Source organism: Algoriphagus faecimaris (assembly GCF_900101705.1).
Taxonomy (GTDB): domain Bacteria; phylum Bacteroidota; class Bacteroidia; order Cytophagales; family Cyclobacteriaceae; genus Algoriphagus; species Algoriphagus faecimaris.
This window is the reverse complement of sequence record NZ_FNAC01000008.1, coordinates 1-22000: the sequence shown is the minus strand read 5'-3', so window position 1 is coordinate 22000 and position 22000 is coordinate 1. Positions and strand designations below refer to the sequence as shown.

The window sequence follows — 22000 nt, the reverse complement described above, 5'->3', positions numbered from 1 at the left end:
TGTGAAGAGGAGTTTTGCATTCCTTTTCCGGAGGAGTTGCTTGATCCGGATCAAAAAAGAGAAGCACAGCTGGGCTATCTGAATACCCATGGCGCCTCAGAATTTGTATCCATGATCCGTGAGATGATGACAACTCCAGGATTGACGATGGGTGATTGGGCAGAGATAAACAGGCTCGTCAATCAGATTTATCTTCAGCAGAGGGGGAAATTTATGATGGCCATTTTTAGTCCGGAGAATCTTGCAACATTACTTTCTTTTGGTTTGTACAATAATGCTATTTCCACATCAGTTAGACAGGCTTTTTTTAAAGTTCTAGCAAAATATGCAACAAAAAATGTTGGAAGAGGCTTCAATACATTTCAAGCTTTCAAAAATGCCTTTGGTTCAGCCGGACCAGGAAAGCAATGGCACCATATTGTTTCACAACGTGCTTCAAATATTTCAAAATTTGGTGCAGATAAGATTCATAATTCCAAAAATCTCGTTAAAATTAAAGGAGGTTTTTCAGGATCTTTCCATTCACGGATCACTGCATTCTATAATTCAAAAAGTCCAATGGGCATAAATACAGGTGGAAAAACTTTTGGTGAATGGGTATCGCAAAAGAGTTTTCAGGACCAAATGTTATGGGGACTAAAAGTAATGGACTTAGTAAAATAAATTATATGGACGAATTAGTTAAAAAGTTCGCACTACTTACAATAGAGAAGGAAAGTGATCCTTTTAACTCTAAAAAAGCGAATAGGCTATTTGATCAAAGACATGCTATATTTAAGACTCTTCAAAAAGAAAATAAGTTAATTGATTTGAAGCAATTGTTCGATCATAGAGATTTAAATGTTGTACTTGCTGCTGCCACTCATTATTTAGTAGAAAACCCTAAAGAAGCGTTAGAAAAATTAAGTGATTTAAGCAAAATTGATGGAATCATTGGTTTTGCAGCTAAAAATTGGATAGAGCAGTGGAAAAATGGAGAGGTAAATTTTGATTATTAGGAAGAATGAAATTATCCGATAAAAACAGAGAAATATTAATTGAATATATCAGCCAAAGTCTTGAATCTATTTCAAAAAGAAATGTAGCTGAATTATTTTCAGAAAAAGCCCGATTCAAAACTTTAGGTTCAGAGGAAGAAACAGCAATGGAACAGATATTAAAAAATCCCATCGGATTCGGTAGCCTTCTGGAAAAAGTTCTTTGGCATACTAGTCATGATGTGCTTTTTGATTTATTCTGTGTTATTGATGGGGTAGCTGACCCTGGTAATAAGGATTGGAAGGGAGTTCTTCTAATAGATCTTCCAGATAATTTTGAAGGTCATGTTGAGTTTTTGCATGATGATGTTTAAAGAGTAAAAGGCGTGTGTGGTACGGGGAAAATAACACCTTGAGATCAATCCCAGCCCCGGAAGTCTTTTTGGTGATTAAACCTATATTTAAGTAAAATAATTCTCTGCTTCTCCAGAAGCCGGACGATTGGATAATGCTGGCATATCCTGCTTTCGGAAAAGCAGGATAACATGAGGAGGAGGAACGAGTTTACCACCCCCTCCATCAACTACCCCGGAAGAAGAAGATATTTGTGAAGAGGAGTTTTGCATTCCTTTTCCGGAGGAAGATCGTTATTTCGAAACGACAAATACACCAGATGATGGGTTTAATTTTCAGGGAGAAAAGGTTAAAATACCTACCACTCTAATCCTTCAAAATAGAGATCAAATTAAGATAGAGTTTAATATTACCCAATCTGATAGAAAAAGTGCTAATCAAGAAGTAACAAAATTATTATTAGAAGGGATCAAACATGCAATCGAGAAGGCAAACTTGAAATTAAGTGGAAATGAAAAAATCACCTCAATATATATTGCAGCTACCACAAATGGCACCCATGGACCCGGAAGTAATCATTACAATGGAACGGCAATTGATATAAGTAGAATAAATGGTGTAAAGATGTCAGTCTCAGGAATAACCAACCAAATTATTCAACTTCAGATTGCTATGGATAATTATCCGAATGTGAGAGAAAATTTTGGACCCCATTTTAAACATAAATTCTCAATAGAAACAGGAAAATGGAATTACAGTCATCCTGTTGGGGGACATTCAGACCATATTCATTTCTCAGTAAGATAAGTCTAAGAATATGAAAAAATACTTGAACCGAAACATTGCTATAACTTTGGTCATAGCCATTAATGTTCCATTATTTTCCTTTGCTCAACAAGTCAAATTGAAAGATCTTACTGGGGATTCGAAGGCGAATTACTTTTTTGCCAATATTCAAAGTGTCGAATTTCTGTCTCACCCATTATTTGAAAGAGCACTTTTCATCAATGCCTATTTAATATATGACTCTGAGGCTACACCGACTGATTATTTCGTAGGAACGGATGAGATTTTGTCTAGTATCTTGATCAGCATTAGACCGGATGGAGACTACTATACTGAGAGTAAATTGTATAAGATGGAGGGATTAGAAAATCCTAAAATTTTGGTAATCCAGGAGGGGGTCTTCCCAGATGTAATTGTAGAAGTCGAGTACGGAAAGAAAAATAAGAGAAAGACAGAAAGGATCAAACTCACTTCAGAATAGAATAAGGTATTCTTCCAATCTCTTGTTCTAATGTCTTCAAACTGAAATAAAGTTTTATTACCGCAGCTGGATTCCTAGAAAGGGATGATGAGCAAGTTTATCCCTATTTGGATAAATTAACTATCACCCAAAACGAAGCCTTGGCCATTAAAACCAGAATGATACCTCCTTTTTCGTGAAGCAACTTTGTTAAATTCCTGCTTCTCCAGAAGCTGGACTAGTTAAGTCTGTGAATATGAAATCCTGCTTTCGGAAAAGCAGCAATAGTAAAAAATTCCCAAATTTTTACAGGATTTATTGTGGACTAGTCTTATAATTGATTCTGAATAATTCGTCAATCTTTTTCAGCGTAAAATGAAAACTAATTTACCCCCCCCCACTCCCTCCATTTTATTTCTTTCTTGAAGGATAAGAGAAGTCTTTTGCGCCTTTGCGCCATTGCCTGTTTGTCAGTCCTCCTATTGATAGGGTTCTCCTGTATTCAGGAGGAGGATATTGAGACTTCCATGGATCAGGGATTCAGCCCGGGGATCCAAAAAGTAAAGTCTTGGTATGAAAAGAATAAGGTGCTCTTGGATCCCAAGCCGGGTTCAGTCCATGCCCGCGAGTTTAGCCATGATTTGATTTTACCCTTCTTCGAAAAAGAGCCGGATTGGGAAGATTTTTATTCTTATCAATTCCCGGACGGAAGACAAGTGTTTGAGGTGCATCTTAAAAATCTGACCGGAATCATGCCTACAACATTTATGGAGAAATATGGCAGTCAGGCTGATGATTTGACTGAGGAGAGTCTTTTATTTGTCGCAAAACCTCAGGAAGCGGATGGATTTGTACCGGTAGTAGTCCGCTACTTCGGTGAAGTTCAAAAATCAAAGGGGATGACCTACCATCAGATACCGTTAGGATGGACGGGAAGGATTGATATCTTTACCTATGATGAGCGACATCTGAGAAGTATCAAAGTGGAAAACGGACAGTTGATCTCACATATCCGCTATCAGACCGAGGAGCCGAGAGTTTCATCAAGAGCATATTCTTCATACACTTATTGCCAACCGGGTTATTGGGTGGATTTTCCCTATTATGCCATGGAAGAAGGGATTGGTGTAGAATCCCAGCAATCGGTGTGGGTTCAGGAGTGTTATACGAATACGTATGAAACTGAAGAACCAGGAACCTCCAGCCCTCAAGTAGGCGGAGGAGGAACGAGTTCACCACCCCCTTCATCAACTACCCCGGAAGAAGAAGATATTTGTGAAGAGGAGTTTTGCATTCCTTTTCCGGAGGAGTTGCTTGATCCGGATCAAAAAAGAGAAGCACAACTCGACTACCTGAATACTCATGGCGCTTCAGAGTTTGTATCCATGATTCGGCAAATGATGGCAACTCCAGGATTGACGATGGGTGATTGGGCAGAAATTAATAAGCTTGTCAATCAGATTTATCTTCAGCAGAAGGGAAAGTTTATGATGGCCATTTTTAGTCCGGAGAATGTTTCTCAAGTACTTTTTCTAGCACTTTCAACTAATATCTCTGACGCGCTCAGAAATCGGGTGTTTAGTTTATCAACAAGATATTCAGCTTACACCGAAATAGCATCTTTGCTAGGCAGTAAAAGTTGGACTGTTGGAGGACTAAAAATCACTTTTAATGGATATACTTCCCATGCACCGATTGCTTATGGAATTTCAAAGGGTCTTTCCCCTTCCCAAATTAAAACTATTCTTGGAAATGGAGTTCCCAGAATAGTACATAATGCAAGATGGGGAAATCAATTATTTGTGGAATTTCAAGGGAAAGCAATAGTCATTGATATATCTTCTGGTGCAAACCATGGAAAGATCGTAACTTACTTATTAAACCCATGAGATGGACTACAACGAACTAAAAAGGTTAAATGGATTACAAACAAGAATAAATCTTGCTTTGATTCATTGGGACCCAATAGGGATTCAGAATTTTGGGATTTTTGCTCACAATGTTTATCTGGAATATGTCAGATATATTGATCCAATTATTGAGGTTATTTCTGAGAGGAGTAAGCTCGAAAAATTGCTTTTAGACTTGGCAGCTGATATTACCGGACTTGATCGCGAAAATAGAAAATTAAGGTTTGAAGTTAAAAATCTTGCTGAAAGGCTGATGGAAATAAAGAAAGAGGAAGATGCCAAATGAGAAGCAGAACAATCTTACATGAAATGATCCACGCAGAAATTTATGGAGCAATAAAAACCAACAGTCCAACTACCGAAGATTTATCTTTTAGAGACACATTTGAAGAATATACTAGAAGATTTAGTGGGAATGATGCAATACATCACAATCTAATGGCTGACAAGTTTGTAAAATATATGGCTGATGTATTGCAACAGATTCATCCTCAGCTAGGGGGATCTGCTTACGCAGATTTCATGAACTACCCAGGAGGATATCCCAATGGGGTTCCGAGGGAATTTTATGAGGCTTTGGCTTGGACTGGGCTCAAAGATGCGAGTACCTTAGCCTATCAAGCACTAAGTCCGACAAAAAAAGCAGAAATAACTGAACATCTTCGTAAGGCAGAAACCGGTAGAAAATCATGCAACTAACCGTAAGTAGAATATTGTTATTTATGCTATTTCTTGCCTGGGCATCAAGTGGACTAGCTCAGACCATACAGGTCTCAGATAATAAAAAGCCTGAATTTGAAAAGAATTATCCCCCAATACAGAACTTGCACGATACCACTTATATCGTTCTTGATTTTGAGCGAGAGCTATTGGATATCCGAAAAGTTGTCCAAGATATAGGAGACTATAAAATGGATTATATAGAGTTCACGTTGAGCTATCCTAATCCTCCACCATCAAATAATATAGTTTCTTTCTTTCATATGGCAAGCCCGCCTTATGGGCATGAGGAGTATTCTGTAAATAAAAATTCTATATCGAAGGATAAGCTTTTGATGGAGTCCGATAAAAGTGCCAGCTTTTGGTATCAAAATTCGGTGGGAATGTTTGGCAGTATAGTCATCCTTATCGATCTTAAGGATTGGGAAGATGGAAATGACTGGGTAAAGGGAATTGGTATAACGGTCAGCGTCAACGAAATTATGTGATGGGGGTTTAATTTTGCCCCCACTGAGTTTAGTCAAATCATCGTCGGGACTGGGTGAAGGTACTATCTTTCTAAACAAGAGTTTTCTGAAAATTTTTACCTTTACAATACCGGAGAGGAAGCATACAGTGATCGTTCACTTGGATGTTTACCTTGTGTAGTGCCGACTCGATCGGCACTACTTTTTTCAGCTTTTGCAAAGCTGACCGGAGAGTGTTCCTAACCGCTTAAATAACTGGACCAGTTTTGTTGCCTAAACTAGGAACAAAATGATCGAAGACTTAATTAAAAACGCACGACTTTCTTCCAGTGGTCGTAAGCTACTCACCTCGCAACAAAAAGCCTTTATTGTAGAAGATTGGGAAAGTTCTGGCTTATCTTGCCCTGAATATTGTCGCCGACACGGGCTGATCACCAGTCAGGTGTATAGCTGGCGGTCCCTTGCTAAATCAGGAGCCATTATGAGTATCAAGAATCAAGGTGATCTACATTCCAAAGCTGAACTGGAAATGCTTAGAAAAGAAAATGAGGAGCTGAAAAAGGCTCTCGGGGAATCTACTTTGGATATTAAGATCCTAAAAAAAAAGTTAGAGATGGATCAACTTCGAAACAAGAAATTGAATCGTTATCCAGAGAATCCGAAGTAAGCATGAATAGGATCATCAAGACACTGGGAGTCGCTAAATCCTCTGTTTATTATAAAGCAAAGCCCTATCCTGAACGTAAAAGGACAGCGCGAAAAGAACTATGTGAGCAGATGAAACTGGCTGTTTTAGAAATCACGGCAAAGAAATCTACCTATGGGGTACCCCGGGTCAAAGCTCTGCTCAAACGGGATTATGGGCTCAACGTGACCAAATACATGGTGCATCGCTACATGAAGGAAGAAGGTTTGTTGATTACCCGACACCGAACCAGAGGCAACAGCAGACCACATACAGGGAAAATAGCAGTAGAAAAACCTAATACGCGATGGGCTAGTGATATTACTTCGATTAAATGCTGGAATGGGGAAAAGCTACGAGTGGCATTTCTTCTGGACTGTTGTGACAGATCAATCATCGCATGGAGAGCAGGAAAACACATCCAGGCAGTTGATATTGAATTAATGGTTCAGGAAGCTTTACATGCCCGCTTTGGAGAGGACTTGCCTGCTAAAGAAAAACTTCAGTTTTTACATGATAATGGACCGGAATTCATTGAAAAAAAGCTGAAAGCCAGTTTGAAATCCTGGAATATTATCGATTGCAAAACCCCAACCTATTCCCCACAATCCAATGGAATGTGTGAAGCCTTCAATGCTACATTTAAACGAGATTATGTCTATGAAAGCTGCCTGGATAATCCACAAACCGTACTCAAGCAAATTCAGAAATGGATGAATGAATACAATACATATGCACCACATTCTGCATTAGAAATGAAAACATCAAATGAATTTTATAACTTTAAAATCGCTGCATAACTAGTCCAACATTTAAGCAGAAAGAGCAGAGGGTTTCTTTTTTTGTTGTCCTTCTTCTCCAGAAGCCAGATTGGTTAAGTCGGTGAATATGAAATACTGCTTTCGGAAAAGCAGGATAACTAGAAAAAAGAACCTTTGATAAAACCGCTTTCAAATCTGGAAAATAAGCTACCCCTTAGGGATTTAGGTACTAGTAGGGCGCGATTGATCGACCTATTTAAAAAGAATACAATAACGTAGTGGTTTGATTTTTCAATAGGTTTAAGTGGATAAGAAATCGATTACTTTTTAGTAGACGATAGTTGATAGTTTAATACAAGTCCCAGCGTCAAGGTTCGGACCTTAATTGTATCCTCGTAGGTTACAGATTGACTACCTCCCGGACTTGTACGGGGAAATATAGAGTAGTCAAAATCAGCCCGTTGATAACTGACTTCCAAGCCTAATTGAAATTTTCCAATAGCCCTGGATACTTGCAGATTTCCTCCCGCTGTAATAGAGGATAAACTGGGTCTAGAGCCGGCATGTGCCCATGTTAGAGTTTCATTACCTACTACCCTAACCATCTCGTAATAAGGGTAGTTGATCTGTCCATAGCCTAGAAATATTCCCGTTCGATATTCCCAACTTCCTTTTTTCAAGAAATATCCTAGCCCAGGAGTGATGGATAGCATGTTGTTATTTTCATGAGAAAAGCGAAAATCCAATCCGTAAAGATCATTGACGAAATCTTCCATTTCGATAACAGAGATCGGATTGTTTGTTACACCTGATCTAAGAAATACATAAAAGTTACTGGCGAAATGATAATTAAGGGTTCCGTGAATAGAATAGCCAACTTTTGCAAATCCATTGCTAGCCTTTGAAATACTCGCAAGATTGGGTACACTCGAATCTGGAAAATAAACCGCAGCATTTTCCATATTTTTTCCTCCGAATACACCCACTGGAAAGGCAGGGCCTGCACTGATGGATAATGAGAATCTCCGGGGTGGATTTACCTGAGAAAAGGAAGATTGAAGCGTAAAGCCCAATAATAAAACCAGAAGAAATAAATTTTTCATAGGGAGCTATTTTGATAGGATTAATCGTTCTTGATGAATCATTTTCCCTTCAAAACTTATTTTAAGGATATAATCACCTTTTGGTAAGTCCGAGATATCAATTTTTTCACCACCTCGATAGCCTAAGATTTCCGACTTTGAGTTAGTATCAATTCCTTGAATTAGTAAAGCCGTGTTCAAGTAATAAGTGCAACAGTTTTGTAAGATAATAATTTCTCTTTAGGAGTCAGGTAGTTGAATTTTCTTATCGGTCTGTTGTTGATTTTTTGTTCTATTTCTGCGATGGTTTGGTCGGAGGTTTCATTCAAGTCTGTTCCTTTTGGTAAGAAAGCTCTAATAAGTCCTATTCTGTTTTCGACTGTTCCCTTGTCCTGTGAAGTATAGGGTCTAGTGAAGAACGTTTTGACTCCATATTTGTCCCTTAATTCATGGTGGAGGGCAAAAGCCATGTCATTGTCGAAGGTGCAGGTTTTGATCCAGCTTGGTCCGACCCACTTGAGGCGCTTTTCGATTTTGGTCTTGACCAGCCCGGCTTCTTTGGATGGCAGGAAGTCCAAAGTGGTGATCAGTGTGGCCCGGTCGGTCATGACTAACAAAGCCGACTGGTGGTTCTTCCCCATCATCAGATCGACTTCCACATCTCCTAACCGCTGCCTGTTTTCAATGAAGTCTGGTCTTTGGTCGATCGGTACACGCTCTTTGATTACCCCTCTGTTTTGTCTGTAGTTGCCTCTTTTCTGTTTCCTTTTGCCGTGTCTGAGGTGTTTATAAAGTCCTCTGTGCTGGATCAGACTCCAGTGGTGGCTCTTCTTGGCTTTCCATATCCAGTCATACAGCGTCTCGTGAGAGACTCCCGGCTGGTTGAGTTTCTTCCAGGTGGCTGATATGAGTTCGGGACTGAGTTTGTCTTGTTCCAGCCAGGCTCTGGCCTGCTCTTTGAGTTGTTCGGTGAACCGGATTTTCTTCCGCTTGAAACGATGTCGTTCCCGGGTTCGATTAATAGCCACCTTGGCTTGATAGCTTTTGGAGTGGAGACCACGCTTACCTGTATTCCGTTTTAGCTCCCTGCTGATTGTACTTTTATGCACTCCGATAACTGCAGCAATTTGCGTCTGGGTGTATCCTTCTTTGATAAGGATTTCGATTTGATATCTTTGTTCTGGGCTGAGATGATTGAATTTCTGCATGACAACACTAATTTAATTATTCAGCCTAAGGAAGGAAGCCTAGGCTTCCTTCCTTAAACCTTTAGTGCTGCATTTATCACTTGAATCTGGGAAAAAATTAACTGAAAGTTTGATACTAAAATTACAGACATTAGTTTTAATAAAATTACATCACATGAAATCGAGCATGACGTACCCGTCACACACCGGGATGATTATAATTGCGAGATTCCATGTGACCGCTAAAAGACAATTATAAACACATGAAATCGAGCATGACGTAGCCGTCACACACTGGTATGACTATCAACCATGCGAGATTCCATGTGACCTTTAAAATTCAATTATAGACACATGAAAAAATTAATTTTCTTTTGCCTATCATTTTTAGTTGCATTAGAAGGTGTTTCCCAGAGCTGCGGAGACGATGGATTTTGGAAAATTGGCAGCCAATTTGGTACCCAACGACTTTCCTCCAATTGTGGAGATTTTATTTGCCATGGATTTGCAGCAGCCTATTGGGAAGAAGGGTTTATACAAGGAACTTCCTTGAATTCAACTAATCCTGGAATCGTAAACGTAAAAACTCAATATACTCAATCGGGGGGTGGTCCCACAGAAACATACTTTCGGGATTCTCCACTCTATGTGCAAGTTTGTGGTCAAAGCCTCTCAAATGTGGATGTAGTAACTCAGAAATTCAATATTGCAGATGGCTTTCATTCCTTGGTTAGAGATCGAAATACGACTTTTAACCCTAAATTTATTTCAAAGTATGGTGAAAGTCCGGTAATCCGGCATGATTTCGATTCCACTTTTTATGAACTTCAAAATGCAGGTAAAACCGAACCTGATAAATATTATGTTTACATAGGTAGTATAAAAGTCACGGAGTATCTACCAAAAGGTCAAATCAAACCCATTTCATTACTTTCAAAGCCTGGTGCTACCTATTCTTGGTCCATAATAGGGACTCCTGGAATAGTATCGTTTACCTCGGGCACTAATGCAGCTTCTGTATCCCTCAGGGGCGATTCCTTTGGTACTACACAGGTTAAAGTGACTATTTCTGGTTGCTCAGGAATTCCCCCAAAAGAACAGATAATTACAATTATTGTCCCTGCAGTAACCATATCGGGAACCTATACCACGTCCAACTCAACTAATCACACTTTGGGAAATGGAAATCAGGTACCTTCTGGAAATGTATCTACCTATCTATCTATGACAGGGATAAATAATTTTGTTTGGGAGAGATACCAAGGAAATCTTCCTTTTTGGGCACATACCAATCAGATGCATTTCACAATGCAATCTGGTAACTACGTTTCATTTCGAATATATGCGCGCAGCTCCAGCAATGATACCTTGGCTGTGAGAAATGTGACCTATTACAATTATGGTAACTTTAGCCTTTACCCTAATCCGAGCAGTTCAAGCATCAGCATTAAGAGCGATTATAATGGCCACATGGATTTGGAGATCATCCCACTATATAAGAGCAGTAAAATTCTTGAATTTAAGATCACTGCTGATGAAAAAGTGGATATCCAGGATCTTCCAAAGGGAGATTATCTTGTCAGAGTAAGAATAGGTGAGGATGTGGTTTTGGAATCTAGATTGATAAAAAATGAATAAAATTTCTTTGCTTTTGGGACTATGTTGTTTTATGACGATTTCCTGTTTTTCTCAACAGAAATTTTTAAACAAGCTTGAACTGGGAATTGAACTAGGCGCAAGCATTCCAATGGGATCATTTTCCAAATCAGTCGTGGAGCCCTCTCTAGATCAAAACTTCAATCCTGAAAATCAATATCGGGAGTTTAGAGGATTTGTGAAGCAAGAAGGAGGACAGGCACAACTCGGAAGTAATTTAGGTGTCACTTTGGCATACGCTATTTCTCCTTCCTTTTATTTTTCTTTAAACTATTCAAGATTTACAAACCCAATAGATGTCAGTCCGCAGGAAAACTATTTTGCAGCTAATTTGCAGAACAGGACAGACTTCTTTGGGAATGAGTATCAAATTTTCGGTTCACTCGAATCAGATCATTATCAAGCTAATGGCTGGTATTCCGGATTTGGCTATCGCAAAGCCATAGGCACTTGGGCCTTCTTTGGAGAGGGATATTTAGGAGTAAATCAATTAGTTTTCCCATTTTATACTTGGAAATTTGACTCTCCAGGTCCAACCACAATTTTGCGCCCAGGTCCTTACGTAGAAAGCCCCGTCCCGGATAAGTTACCCGCATTTCTCTACGGAATGGGTCTTGGACTGGAAAAATCCATTTCGGAAAGAATCGGCGTGAGCCTTAAATTTAAATACTTAGCATCAAACCACAGTCATGAGTACTGGACCGCCCTAGTGGGGTCACGGAATTTTGAAATTGAAGATCAGATCAATTTTAGAGTAATTACCGCATCATTGGGAATAGCTTTAAAGTTAGCAGAATGAAGAAATTAGTCTTTTCAATAATCTTTGTTTTCATCAACCATGTTGGTTCCTTCGGTCAAGAAAAATTCTTAGAAAAAATCGAATTCGGTTTTTCCGGTGGACTGGCTGTACCGGTTGGTCATTTTAAGGAAATTTCTATCACTCCATCTTTAGAACCTGTCTCTCCGGGCTCTAGTGCAGAGAGATTTCAGGGATTTCTCAAAAATGAAGGAGGCCAAGCAGAATTGGGGTACAGTTTGGGACTAAACCTGAGCTATCATCTCACTTCTTCGGTTTTTATAAGCCTAAATTATCTTAATATCCAACATTCCATAGATACCCATCCCCAACAGACTTTTTACGATGACAATTTTAAATCCGAAATTGATTTAAACGGAGTGCCGTTTGAAGTTCCGGGAAGATTGGAAAGCGACCCTTATCGAGCTAATCTTTTTTATTTGGGAATCGGATATCGTTTGCCTATTCATCGCCTGGAGTTTCGATTTACTGGCTTGGCAGGGATAAATAACCTGGAGTTTCCTTTTTATTCCTGGACCTATCAGATTTCAGAGACCACAGCCATTCCACTCAGGCCATTTCCTGTAGATGGACCAGTGCCGACTAGCTTACGGGAATTTGCTTATGGACTCGAAACCAAAGTAGCCTACTCGCTGTCTAAAAAGTTCAATATGAACCTTTCAGCAACCTATCTTCGTTCTGACCATCCTCATGACTATTGGACCAGTTTGCTGGCAGCATCTATTGCTTATAAAATTCAAGATGAAATTCGATATAGAAATCTTGCGGTTCAATTTGGGATTTCTTATCGGTTTGGAGGTGAGTGAAAAGTGAAGAATCATCGAAGGTGACTATTATCTAATTCTAGAGTTCATCGGATATTTGGGAGTTGATAATAACCTTATTTTTCCGGACTTGACTTTTCGGCAGGGGGTAGAATCCCTGCAAAGTTGGAAAGCTGCATAGAAATGAAATCTAATCCTTTGCGTTTCTTCGTGTTCTTCGGGGTTCACATTTTTACTTCACCTCAAACACCGCCGACTCCCAAGGCCCAAAATCCAAGTCAATTTCAGCCCCTTCATCAGTGACCCGAAGCATAGTCTTCTTCTTCCCAAACATCAGCTCTTTGATCTCCCTTTCGCCGGGTTGCAAGTTCCAAGCCTTGAGCAATTCAGGAGAAAGTTTAAGTGTTGTTTTCACCGATTGGAATTCATCAAAATTGGTCACCACAATCAGCTTCTGACTTTCATCCCAGCGGGCAAAAGCAAAGACTTTGTCTGTGTAGGCTGGATTTTGCTTCCGGTTAAAGGAATGCAACTCCATATACTCTCCCATCAGCGCTGGACTGTTTCTGGTGAAGTTGAGCATTTCAGCATAGTAGTTGCGCAGTGCTTTTTCATTTTCCGATAGCTGCCCTCCATCAAATTTACCTCCGTTCATCCATTTCTGATGCTGCGGTACGCCGATGTAGTCAAAAATGGAGGTACGACTTGGATCGCCAAAACCTGCATCTTCTGCTCCTGGTTCGCCAACCTCCTGCCCGAAATAAATCATAGTAGGAGAAGTAGAAACCGTCGCAGAAACCACCATTGCAGGCATGGCTTTCCAAGGGTTCCCGGCAAACTCCGGACTGGCTATTCTTTGCTCGTCGTGGTTTTCCAGGAAGTGAAGCATGTGATGCTCGATGTCACGCTGCGATTCAAAAATAGCGGGTAGATTGTCTGTTGAGCCATGCCCGTATATGATGTTTTTGAGTGTGTCATAAAGCTCCACCTTGTCGTAGAGGTAATCCATTTTGCCTTTCCATAAATAATCCCGATACAAGGCAGGCTGATAGACCTCTGCCATCAAAAAAGCATCCGGCTTGGTATTTTTGATATAGGAATTCAAATAAGACCAAAATTCCACCGGGACCATTTCTGCCATGTCGAAGCGAAATCCATCCACTCCTTTGTCCAACCAAAACTGAGTGATGTCCTTGAACTTTTTCCAGGAATCCGGCACGTCCTTTCCCTGCCAGAATTCATAGTGCTTTTTCCAGTCCAAGGAATCCGCGCCGGCAGGCAATTCTTCAAAATCTTTGCTACCATCCGGTTTGATTCCATAATTGATTTTGACCGTTTCATACCAGTCATAGAAGTCAGGTTGAGCCAATCGGGAACCATTGCCTGTCCATTTGGCTGGGTTCTCGTCAAATTTCCCGTCAGCCAAGGGATGCTTTTCTCCACCCAAAGGCTTGTAGCCATTTTTGGGTTCGGGTACTTGAAAAGCTTCTCCCGGGATATAATAGAAGTTGTTGTCTCGGGCATATTCTACAGATGTATCATCATCCGCTCCAAAGTCATTTACTCCTTTGGGATTGTTTTTTCCTTCGTAATGTCTAGACACATGATTAGGGACAATGTCGATGATCACCTTCATCCCATGCTTCTGCGTGCGGGCGATCAAAGCTTCGAATTCTTCCATTCGCTTGGTCACATCCATGGCCAAATCGGGATTGACCTGATAGTAATCCCGTACGGCGTAAGGGGAGCCAGCCCTCCCTTTGATCACATCTGGATCATCTGAACTCACATCGATCTCCGGAAAATCCCCGATCACGCCATGATGCGGAACACCCGTGTACCAGATATGGGATACGCCCAGTTTATTGATTTCCTCCAAGGCGGTATCCGTGAAGTCATTAAATTTCCCAACACCGTTTTCTTCCTTGGTGCCCCAGGGTTTGTTGTTGGAGTTTGTATTGCCAAAAAGGCGGGTGAAAACCTGATAGACGACTATTTTTTGGGGTTTCATAGGCTCGGGTTCTTGGGGTTTGGGAGCTTGGCAGGAAAGGGCTGCTGCTACCATGACCGCCGGGATTAAAAATTTTTGCATCAGTTTATCGGGTCAATCGGTACAGTAAAATCGTATTTCTTTTGATCAGATCGGGGAATTGCTTCATGTTGATGGTTTCGCCTGGAGCGTGTGCACCGCGACCTGAAGCACCCAATCCATCCAATCCGGGAAGAATCTCAGCCACATAAGCTATATCAGCAGCACCTCTGCTTCCTGGATCGCCTGGCTTCACTTCGCCCAATCCCATATCCAAACTTACTTGATTCAGGACAGCTGCCAATTCGTAGTTTTCTTTCCGAGGACTCATGGAAGGAATCCCGTCCCGAAAAGTAATTTCTGCATCCGTTTGGTGGAGGTTTTTGGCTACGATTTCCCGCATTTTGGCTCTTGCCGATTCCTTTTGGGCCTCTCCCAAAAAACGCAGATCTCCGGTCACCAAAGCTTCCCGGGCCACGATATTGGTTTTGCCCAAGGCTTCCCCTTTTCCGGAGATGTCGTCATAAGAAATATCAGAGCCTCCGATAATCTGGCCGGGGTTAAAAGTCAAATATTGCTCTCCTGCGAGTTCTTGTTGAAATTCAGTCAGAATCCGAGCTGCCTCATAGATGGCTCCATAGCCAACCCCTTCACGGAAAACTCCACTGGAATGACTTTGACGTCCTGTGGTTTTCAAAGTCCAGCCGCTGGAACCTCTCCGAGCAACTGTTACCGTATTGAATCCCTGTGCCGTCTCATAGCCTAGAGCGATATCATGGGATTTGGATCGCTCGATAAAGTCTTTTCTGGAAAGCTCATTGTCCCCTGAACTCTCCTCATCTCCCATAAAATACACGGTCACCGTTCGTTCGTCCAAGAGCCCGAGTTCGTGAAGCGCCTTTAGACTAGCAAAAACCAACACATCACCACCTTTCATGTCATTGGCACCCTGTCCGGTGGCCGTGCTGTCATTCAGCCAAGTGAAAGGGGTAAAGGGCATGTCCTTTTCAAAAACTGTATCGATATGCCCGATCAGAAAGAGTTTTTTGCCTTTATTTCCCTTTCGGGTAGCAACAAAATGTCCAGCACGATTCACCTCAGCGGGTACTTCCACCCATTCGGTTTGGAAGCCGATTTTTTCAAATTCTCGGGCAAAAACCCGTCCTACTTCCCGCACTCCTTCTTTATTGAGTGAACCTGAATTGATGTTGATGACTTCTTCGAGGAGAGCGACGGTCTCTTGGTAGTTTTTGTCGATGAGTTCGATCAGTTTCTGCTCGTCCTTATTGAGTTTTTGCTGCGCAAAGGAGAAAAGTGGCCCAAAGGCAAGAATGAAGATTAGGGTGAATTTTTTCATAGGTGAAAAATAGGGGAAAATGCGGGTAGGGGCAAGGATGGATTTTTAATCAGGGGTGATTGGATCAAAAATTTGATACAGATCGCCCCTTTGGGGTTCAAATCAATAATCTCGTATTTGACCCCAACTTCAATTTGGGGCTGAAATAGAACGCACCTTTGGTGCTGCAAACGATAAATGCCAAAGGCATTTTTTGTATGAGCCCAGAATTCAATTCTGGGATATATGATCCATCATTTTATTCAGAGCCCTGAAGGGGCGACCTGTATTGAATCAATCCCATACATATTTCTCATCATATTCAATCCGATATTCCTCTAGAAACCTCCTGTACTCGGTTTGGAATTCTATTTTTTGATGATGTTCCTGCTGATTTTGAATATATTTTTTGACGGTTTCCAATTTGGATTGTGAAACTGAAAATGCTCCATATCCTTTTTGCCATTCGAAATCTTGGCGGATTAATTCCTTAAACTTTATAGAACTAGAGATTTTGACATTTTTCACCAAATCGGCAATAGTGATTGTTCGTGGAAGTGTGCAAAGCCAGTGAATATGGTCTGGCATTATGAAAATTTCTTCAGTGAAACTGCCCAAATTGGCTCCAACTTTCACAAAATAGGCTTGGGCATTTGGTCTGATTCGACCTGAAATCATCGGTATTCGATTCTTGGTAGAAAAAACGATGTGGAGGTAGATTTTGGCTAGGGACTGAGGCATGTCACCAGAAATTTTATGTTTTGAAAAATGAATATAGATCGCCCCGTTGGGGCTCTTAAAAATAAACATTTAATCCTAATACTTTCATAGGGCGTGCCTTTGGCACTTTTCCTATATTCCGGTTTAAATACCAATAGCGCTGAAGGCGCATTTTGTAATAGCCCCAAATTCAATTTGGGGTAATAATAGGAATTCTAGGGATTGGAGCCCTGAGGGGGCGACCTGTCATGTTCTAGATTATTTGATCAAACCCCATCAAAATTTGACATGAATCAAAAGACAATTCTGTTACAATTTCCAATTCGTTTTTTTACCTATTTTCGATTCAAACCAAGTCAATCAAACTTCGTTTATTTAGAATAATCACCAAATTCTATCAATATGAAAACCCTTTTTGCGAGCTTCGCTTTTTTTCTAGTTACCACCTTGACAATTCAGGCTCAAGATGCTGATGCCATTTTGGGAGTTTGGAACAATACCGAGAAAGACGGACGGATTGAAATTTACAAAGAGGGAGGGGAGTACTTCGGGAAAATCATTTGGCTAAAAGAGCCGACTGATAACGGAAAGCCTAAAACCGATGAAAACAACCCGGAGGAATCGCTACAGGATAAACCCATTTTGGGCTTAGAGATATTGGAGGGGTTTACTTTTGAGGATGGTTCATGGGAAAATGGGACTATTTACGATCCTAAAAATGGGAAAACCTATTCCTGCGTGATGACCTTGAAGGACAAGGATATTTTGGAGGTTCGAGGGTATATCGGCGTTTCTTTATTTGGGCGTACGGTGGAATGGACCAGGGAAAAGTAGTAGCTATTCTTCCCTTTGGTCAGAAATTGACTGAGTATTCCATTTAAAAATTGGCTAATATTAGGCCTTCAACAGACCTATTAATATGGCTAATTTTAACATAGACGCCGACAAAAGCCTAACCTACGACGCCATTGTCATCGGTTCGGGAATTAGTGGAGGCTGGGCAGCAAAAGAACTTTGCGAAGCCGGACTCAAAACCCTCGTCCTCGAGCGGGGACGGATTGTCGAGCATGTGGTGGATTATCCCACAATGACTTTGGATCCTTGGGAGCATGAACTCCGAGGTGGGCTCACACCTGAGCAGAAAGCCAAACATCCCAAAGGTGGACGATCGGGCTTTATCGGAGCTTTCAACGAGCATTTTCATGCAAATGATCTCGAAAACCCTTATACCGAAGTCAAACCCTTTATGTGGGTTCGAGCTCATCAGATGGGTGGACGATCCTTGCTTTGGGGAAAGCAAACCTATAGATGGTCGGATTTGGATTTTGAAGCCAATGCCAAAGATGGACACGGGGTTGATTGGCCCATACGATATAAAGACATCGCTCCTTGGTATACCTATGTGGAGAAATTTGCTGGAATCAGCGGGGAAGCGATAGGTTTGCCGCAGTTGCCGGACTCTCACTTTTTACCTCCTATGGAATTGAACTGTGTTGAAAAGCATGTAAAGGAGCGAATTGAGAAAGACTTTAATGGCAGAAATCTAATTATAGGGAGGGTGGCTCACTTGACCGAACCCTTGAATGGTCGAGGAAAATGCCAGTTCCGTAACCGCTGCGATCGAGGTTGTCCTTATGGAGCATATTTCAGTTCCAATGCAGTGACCTTGCCGGCAGCCAATGCCACGGGCAACTTGACGATCCGGCCTTTTTCTATCGTGCAGTCTGTGGTCTATGACGAGCAAAAAGGAAAAGCATCTGGAGTACGAATTATTGATGCGGAGACGAGTGAAGAGATCGTGTACAAAGCCAAAATTATCTTTGTCAATGCTTCTACTTTGAGTACGACACAGATTTTGATGAACTCAACTTCAAACCGATTCCCAAATGGTTTGGGAAATGACAGCGGAGAACTCGGACACAACCTCATGGATCATACCTATCGGGTAGGTGCTATGGGTACCGTCGAAGGTTTTGAAGATCAATATTACAAAGGCCGCAGGCCGAACGGAATCTATATTCCCCGTTATGTCAATCTGAAGGACGGACCTCAGTCGGATAAGTTTGTGCGTGGCTTTGGTTTCCAAGGCGGAGGAGGCAGAGCCGGGTGGGGATCAGGCAGCAATCAAGAGGCTTTTGGAGGAGATTTCAAAGACAGTCTGATGAAGCCCGGACCTTGGGAATTCTTTATCACCGGGTTTTCCGAATGCCTTCCTTACCACGAAAATCAGGTTTATCTCAATAAAGAGATATTGGATAAATGGGGCCAACCCACGCTCTCGATCGATGCGGAATGGAAAGCCAATGAACTTGCACTCAATGATCAGGCGAGGCAGGATGCCAAGGAAATGCTGGAGCGAGCAGGGCTAAAAGATGTGATGGAGTTTGATAACAAACACGAAATGGGTTTTGGTATCCATGAGATGGGTACCGCAAGAATGGGAAGAGATCCAAAAACTTCAGTGCTCAATGGAAATAATCAAGTGCATGGCTGTGAAAATGTCTTTGTCACAGATGGGGCATGCATGACATCTTCCTCTTGTGTCAATCCTTCCTTGACCTACATGGCGCTCACTGCAAGAGCTGCCAATCATGCCGTATCCGAACTTAAAAAAATGAACCTCTAAGCCATGAATAGACGCGACGCACTTAAAAAATCCGCTTTGGCGCTCGGTGCAGCAGCCGGAGCTCCGACCTTGCTTAGCTTACTTCAGTCTTGTGCCAAAACAGATCGATTGACCTGGACTCCTCAGTTTTTATCAGAAGACCATGCTAAATTTTTGTCCTCTTTCGTGGATTTCCTTTTGCCAAAAACCGAAACACCTGGTGGACTCGATGTCAAAGCTGATATTTTTATTGATCTGATGTATGCCAAAACCTATGACGAGGCAGGGCAGAAGCAAGTAGTGGCCGATATCGAAAAATTCAATTCAGATTGCAAGGAGAATTATGGAAATGTCTTTGCTGAGCTTTCCGCGGAGGACAAAGCAGCCTGCTTCAAGGAGCAGGAAGCCAATTCTCCTAAATTTCCCAAAACTGTATGGGGAGGTGCCGTTGGGCCGAAGGAGCCTGTTGGGTTCTATAGAGGATTGAAATCTACGGTACTTTGGGCCTATTTCAGTTCGGAAGAAATTGGAAAAAATGTCCTGAGCTATGATCCAATTCCTGGAGAATACCAGGGTTGTATGCCACTTTCTGAAGTGGGTAATACCTGGAGTTTATAAGGGTCTTGAAGGGATAAGGATTTTCTGATTTTTGAGTTGTTCTTAAAAAGCCTGCTAAAATGTCTGCTTTTGGGCTTGGCATGGTGATTGAGCCTATAAGCTTACAAATATATTGTTTAACATAAATTATACTACAATGAAAATCAAAACATTAGCAATTTTAGGAACTGCTTTTTTGAGTTTGTCGGTGATGTCTTGTGACGAAAACCGAAATGAAAAAGAGGAGCAAGAAGTTATTGAAGTAAATGCAGAGTTTGAAAAGGACAGAAACGAACTCCGTCAGGACCTTCGAGAACTGAATGCCGAAATCGACCTCAAAATCAAAGAATTGGAAGCAAAAAAAGTAAATGCCTCCGAGGAAATGAAAGTTGAGATCGAAGAAATCCAAGCTGATCTCAGAGAAGAAAAAACTGATGTCGAGAAAGCCATGGAAGATGTCGAAAAAGCGACAGAAAATACTTGGTCTGATGTGAAAACCTCGGTAAATAAAACAACAAGGGACATTGAAGATGAGTGGAATAAGTTCAAAGGCAATGTCTCGGATATCTTTGACAACGATTAATTAAGAGAATAGAAATTAGAAAAAAGCCGGTCATTCGATCGGCTTTTTTTATACCCGTTTCATATTTGAAAGTAGATTAAGTCACTTAATTGTAGTGCAAGAATCAAATACAATCTCAGGCTAATTACGCTAGGTGGAGCCGTGGACTTAGAATTGAAAAGCCCTGAAGGTTTGAATTTTGGCTCCATTTTGGAAAATCCAATAAAGAATTACTGTCCGGAAAAAACCATCTCTGATTTTATTTTCATTGGAATTCGCATTCCTTCAGGCATTTGGGGATTTCCTTCCATGATGGTGGCGCCTTCTATTACCTGTGAAATCTTTGCCTCATATACCCAGCCTGTAGTTTTATCAACCAAGATTTCTGATTTAATGGAACCATTCAAGTCGGATTTTACGCTCATTCCGTTCATTTCGAAGGCATCGGGATTGCTGCTCAATGTAGCATTCCCAGTGATTTTATGATGAGCTTCATCTGATCCCATATAGGTATATTTACTATTAACATTGACATTCATAACGGATGTCAACTCGCTTTCTACATTCCAGGTATCTCCCTCATCTACTTTTTGGTTAGGATAAATGGCGATGGTCATTTCCAAATTGCTTCGTAAACTTTCCTCCCCAAAAGTTCCCGAAACTTGATCCTTCATTTGAGCGAGTTGTTGACTACTCATGCCAGGAAGCTCTTCAAATACCTTTTCATAGATTTTGTCAAAACCAGAAATTTCCTGAATTCTTCCGTATTGGGTCATTTTAAGGTTGAAAGGCACATTGCAAAAATTGGTAAAGATTTTAGACATTGGATTGCTTTCATCCCCACTTTTGATATTCATTTCATTTCCTTGAGGCATTACCATGTTCATTTCCATGGATTTGTACTGTACTTCCATGTCATAGACTCCATCTTGGAAGCTTTTCACCAAGTAACTGAGTTCACCGGTCAAGTTCATGTCAATATCCATCTCCATTCCCTGCACATTTTGTGCAATGGACATGGTGGATTCCGTTTTTTGGATGTACGTTTCATCCACATTCAAATTCAGCTTCAGTTCTGTTTTCTGTGCCCAAGAGGATGTAAGAAAGAATAAGAATGCGAAAGAAAAATAAAGCTTTTTCATAATCATTTTAGTAGTATAAAGTTAGGCTTCAAATAAAAGAATTGGTTCTACCCTTAAGTTAGTGAGGATATAAGTTTAAACCACCGTTAAAGAATAGTATAGCACTTCTAAAGTTTGTAAAAGTACGGTATCCTCTACCCACTGTTTTAAGTTCTTGAATTTTACCATTTAGGCGTTCAGCCATTGCATTTGAGATTCGTTCTGTCAAAGCATTTATAACTCCATTTAGATGGCTTTTAAACATATTTACCACTTTGTCTATTTCAGCGATCTTTCTGCTGTAGGCATTGGTCATCCATTTGAGCAAGGACGAAGTTGCAAACAAAGAGGAAGATCCAAAGAGGTCTTTAAAGTTCTCTCGAACTTGCCAAGCTTTACTCACT

Annotated in this window: 26 protein-coding genes; 18 read left to right on the top strand and 8 right to left on the bottom strand. The window is 41.0% G+C overall.

The annotated features are described in order from the left end of the window. Positions 1–36 precede the first annotated feature (36 nt). Genes BLQ57_RS05695 through BLQ57_RS05685 form a run of 3 tightly spaced genes read left to right on the top strand, consistent with a single transcriptional unit; the run spans position 37 to position 1351 of the window. Positions 37–663, top strand: coding sequence for a hypothetical protein (locus BLQ57_RS05695; RefSeq protein WP_139162671.1), 627 nt, complete (start codon positions 37–39; stop codon positions 661–663). Further along, entirely contained in the window at positions 594–998 is a 405-nt protein-coding gene (locus BLQ57_RS05690; protein ID WP_087938371.1) for a DUF2019 domain-containing protein, read from the top strand. Before BLQ57_RS05695 ends, BLQ57_RS05690 begins: the two co-directional genes overlap by 70 nt. Before the next feature lie 5 nt (positions 999–1003). Continuing rightward, positions 1004–1351 (top strand): hypothetical protein, encoded by a 348-nt coding sequence (locus BLQ57_RS05685; RefSeq protein ID WP_087938370.1) that lies wholly within the window; start codon positions 1004–1006, stop codon positions 1349–1351. An 87-nt stretch (positions 1352–1438) separates the two neighbouring features. Here the strand turns inward: BLQ57_RS05685 and BLQ57_RS21095 are convergent, their stop codons facing one another. Beyond that, positions 1439–1603 carry a hypothetical protein gene (locus BLQ57_RS21095; RefSeq protein ID WP_169712716.1) on the bottom strand — a complete coding sequence of 55 codons (165 nt, stop codon included), beginning with the start codon at positions 1601–1603 and terminating at the stop codon, positions 1439–1441. Between the two features lie 223 nt (positions 1604–1826). On the opposite strand from BLQ57_RS21095, the gene BLQ57_RS05680 reads away from it, so the two are divergent. From BLQ57_RS05680 to BLQ57_RS05645, 8 genes are all read left to right on the top strand, one after another. After that, the gene (locus BLQ57_RS05680) at positions 1827–2138 is read left to right on the top strand and encodes a hypothetical protein (protein WP_087938369.1); all 312 of its coding nucleotides are present in this window, start codon (positions 1827–1829) and stop codon (positions 2136–2138) included. Between the two features lie 10 nt (positions 2139–2148). After that, the gene (locus tag BLQ57_RS05675) at positions 2149–2598 is read left to right on the top strand and encodes a hypothetical protein (protein ID WP_087938368.1); all 450 of its coding nucleotides are present in this window, start codon (positions 2149–2151) and stop codon (positions 2596–2598) included. Positions 2599–2999: 401 nt separating this feature from the next. Beyond that, entirely contained in the window at positions 3000–4466 is a 1467-nt protein-coding gene (locus BLQ57_RS05670; protein WP_139162670.1) for a hypothetical protein, read from the top strand. A 1-nt stretch (position 4467) separates the two neighbouring features. Next, the gene (locus tag BLQ57_RS05665) at positions 4468–4773 is read left to right on the top strand and encodes a hypothetical protein (RefSeq protein ID WP_087938366.1); all 306 of its coding nucleotides are present in this window, start codon (positions 4468–4470) and stop codon (positions 4771–4773) included. A 23-nt stretch (positions 4774–4796) separates the two neighbouring features. After that, positions 4797–5186 carry a hypothetical protein gene (locus BLQ57_RS05660; RefSeq protein WP_087938365.1) on the top strand — a complete coding sequence of 130 codons (390 nt, stop codon included), beginning with the start codon at positions 4797–4799 and terminating at the stop codon, positions 5184–5186. Continuing rightward, entirely contained in the window at positions 5177–5695 is a 519-nt protein-coding gene (locus BLQ57_RS05655) for a hypothetical protein (protein WP_087938364.1), read from the top strand. The genes BLQ57_RS05660 and BLQ57_RS05655 overlap by 10 nt, the downstream gene beginning before the upstream one ends. A gap of 268 nt (positions 5696–5963) precedes the next feature. Then, positions 5964–6341, top strand: a complete 378-nt coding sequence (gene tnpA / locus BLQ57_RS05650) for an IS66 family insertion sequence element accessory protein TnpA (RefSeq protein ID WP_087938363.1) — start codon at positions 5964–5966, stop codon at positions 6339–6341. Next, entirely contained in the window at positions 6311–7159 is an 849-nt protein-coding gene (locus BLQ57_RS05645; protein WP_139162669.1) for an IS3 family transposase, read from the top strand. The genes tnpA (BLQ57_RS05650) and BLQ57_RS05645 overlap by 31 nt, the downstream gene beginning before the upstream one ends. A gap of 281 nt (positions 7160–7440) precedes the next feature. Here the strand turns inward: BLQ57_RS05645 and BLQ57_RS05640 are convergent, their stop codons facing one another. Beyond that, a complete protein-coding gene (locus BLQ57_RS05640; RefSeq protein WP_087938361.1) occupies positions 7441–8223 on the bottom strand; it encodes a hypothetical protein in 783 nt (260 codons plus the stop codon). Between the two features lie 176 nt (positions 8224–8399). Next, positions 8400–9410, bottom strand: coding sequence for an IS30 family transposase (locus BLQ57_RS05635; RefSeq protein WP_087938360.1), 1011 nt, complete (start codon positions 9408–9410; stop codon positions 8400–8402). A gap of 333 nt (positions 9411–9743) precedes the next feature. Here BLQ57_RS05635 and BLQ57_RS05630 point away from each other — a divergent pair, with 333 nt between their 5' ends. Genes BLQ57_RS05630 through BLQ57_RS05620 form a run of 3 tightly spaced genes read left to right on the top strand, consistent with a single transcriptional unit; the run spans position 9744 to position 12668 of the window. Beyond that, a complete protein-coding gene (locus tag BLQ57_RS05630; RefSeq protein WP_087938359.1) occupies positions 9744–11027 on the top strand; it encodes a T9SS type A sorting domain-containing protein in 1284 nt (427 codons plus the stop codon). Then, complete coding sequence (locus tag BLQ57_RS05625; protein ID WP_087938358.1) at positions 11020–11844, top strand: hypothetical protein; 825 nt, start codon at positions 11020–11022, stop codon at positions 11842–11844. Before BLQ57_RS05630 ends, BLQ57_RS05625 begins: the two co-directional genes overlap by 8 nt. Next, positions 11841–12668 carry an outer membrane beta-barrel protein gene (locus tag BLQ57_RS05620; RefSeq protein WP_087938357.1) on the top strand — a complete coding sequence of 276 codons (828 nt, stop codon included), beginning with the start codon at positions 11841–11843 and terminating at the stop codon, positions 12666–12668. Before BLQ57_RS05625 ends, BLQ57_RS05620 begins: the two co-directional genes overlap by 4 nt. A 190-nt stretch (positions 12669–12858) precedes the next feature. Here the strand turns inward: BLQ57_RS05620 and BLQ57_RS05615 are convergent, their stop codons facing one another. The 3 genes from BLQ57_RS05615 to tnpA (BLQ57_RS05605) all read right to left on the bottom strand — a co-directional run bounded on the left by BLQ57_RS05615 (position 12859) and on the right by tnpA (BLQ57_RS05605) (position 16732). Beyond that, positions 12859–14718, bottom strand: coding sequence for an alpha-amylase family glycosyl hydrolase (locus BLQ57_RS05615; RefSeq protein WP_087938356.1), 1860 nt, complete (start codon positions 14716–14718; stop codon positions 12859–12861). 4 nt (positions 14719–14722) lie between these two features. Continuing rightward, entirely contained in the window at positions 14723–16012 is a 1290-nt protein-coding gene (locus BLQ57_RS05610) for a M20/M25/M40 family metallo-hydrolase (protein ID WP_087938355.1), read from the bottom strand. Positions 16013–16285: 273 nt separating this feature from the next. Further along, a complete protein-coding gene (tnpA, locus tag BLQ57_RS05605; protein WP_087938354.1) occupies positions 16286–16732 on the bottom strand; it encodes an IS200/IS605 family transposase in 447 nt (148 codons plus the stop codon). 381 nt (positions 16733–17113) lie between these two features. Between tnpA (BLQ57_RS05605) and BLQ57_RS05600 the strand changes: the two genes are divergently transcribed. The 4 genes from BLQ57_RS05600 to BLQ57_RS05585 all read left to right on the top strand — a co-directional run bounded on the left by BLQ57_RS05600 (position 17114) and on the right by BLQ57_RS05585 (position 20496). Then, on the top strand, positions 17114–17545 hold the full coding sequence (locus BLQ57_RS05600; protein ID WP_087938353.1) for a DUF2147 domain-containing protein: 432 nt from the start codon (positions 17114–17116) through the stop codon (positions 17543–17545). An 85-nt stretch (positions 17546–17630) separates the two neighbouring features. Continuing rightward, positions 17631–19337, top strand: coding sequence for a GMC oxidoreductase (locus BLQ57_RS05595; RefSeq protein ID WP_087938352.1), 1707 nt, complete (start codon positions 17631–17633; stop codon positions 19335–19337). A gap of 3 nt (positions 19338–19340) precedes the next feature. Further along, complete coding sequence (locus tag BLQ57_RS05590) at positions 19341–19934, top strand: gluconate 2-dehydrogenase subunit 3 family protein (protein WP_087938351.1); 594 nt, start codon at positions 19341–19343, stop codon at positions 19932–19934. A gap of 136 nt (positions 19935–20070) precedes the next feature. Beyond that, positions 20071–20496 carry a sll1863 family stress response protein gene (locus BLQ57_RS05585; protein WP_087938350.1) on the top strand — a complete coding sequence of 142 codons (426 nt, stop codon included), beginning with the start codon at positions 20071–20073 and terminating at the stop codon, positions 20494–20496. A gap of 209 nt (positions 20497–20705) precedes the next feature. Here the strand turns inward: BLQ57_RS05585 and BLQ57_RS05580 are convergent, their stop codons facing one another. Together BLQ57_RS05580 and BLQ57_RS05575 are read right to left on the bottom strand one after the other, a co-directional pair. Next, on the bottom strand, positions 20706–21617 hold the full coding sequence (locus BLQ57_RS05580) for a DUF6263 family protein (protein ID WP_087938349.1): 912 nt from the start codon (positions 21615–21617) through the stop codon (positions 20706–20708). Positions 21618–21675: 58 nt separating this feature from the next. After that, positions 21676–22000: transposase (locus BLQ57_RS05575; protein ID WP_175444647.1), on the bottom strand; the 325-nt coding region annotated here is incomplete at its 5' end.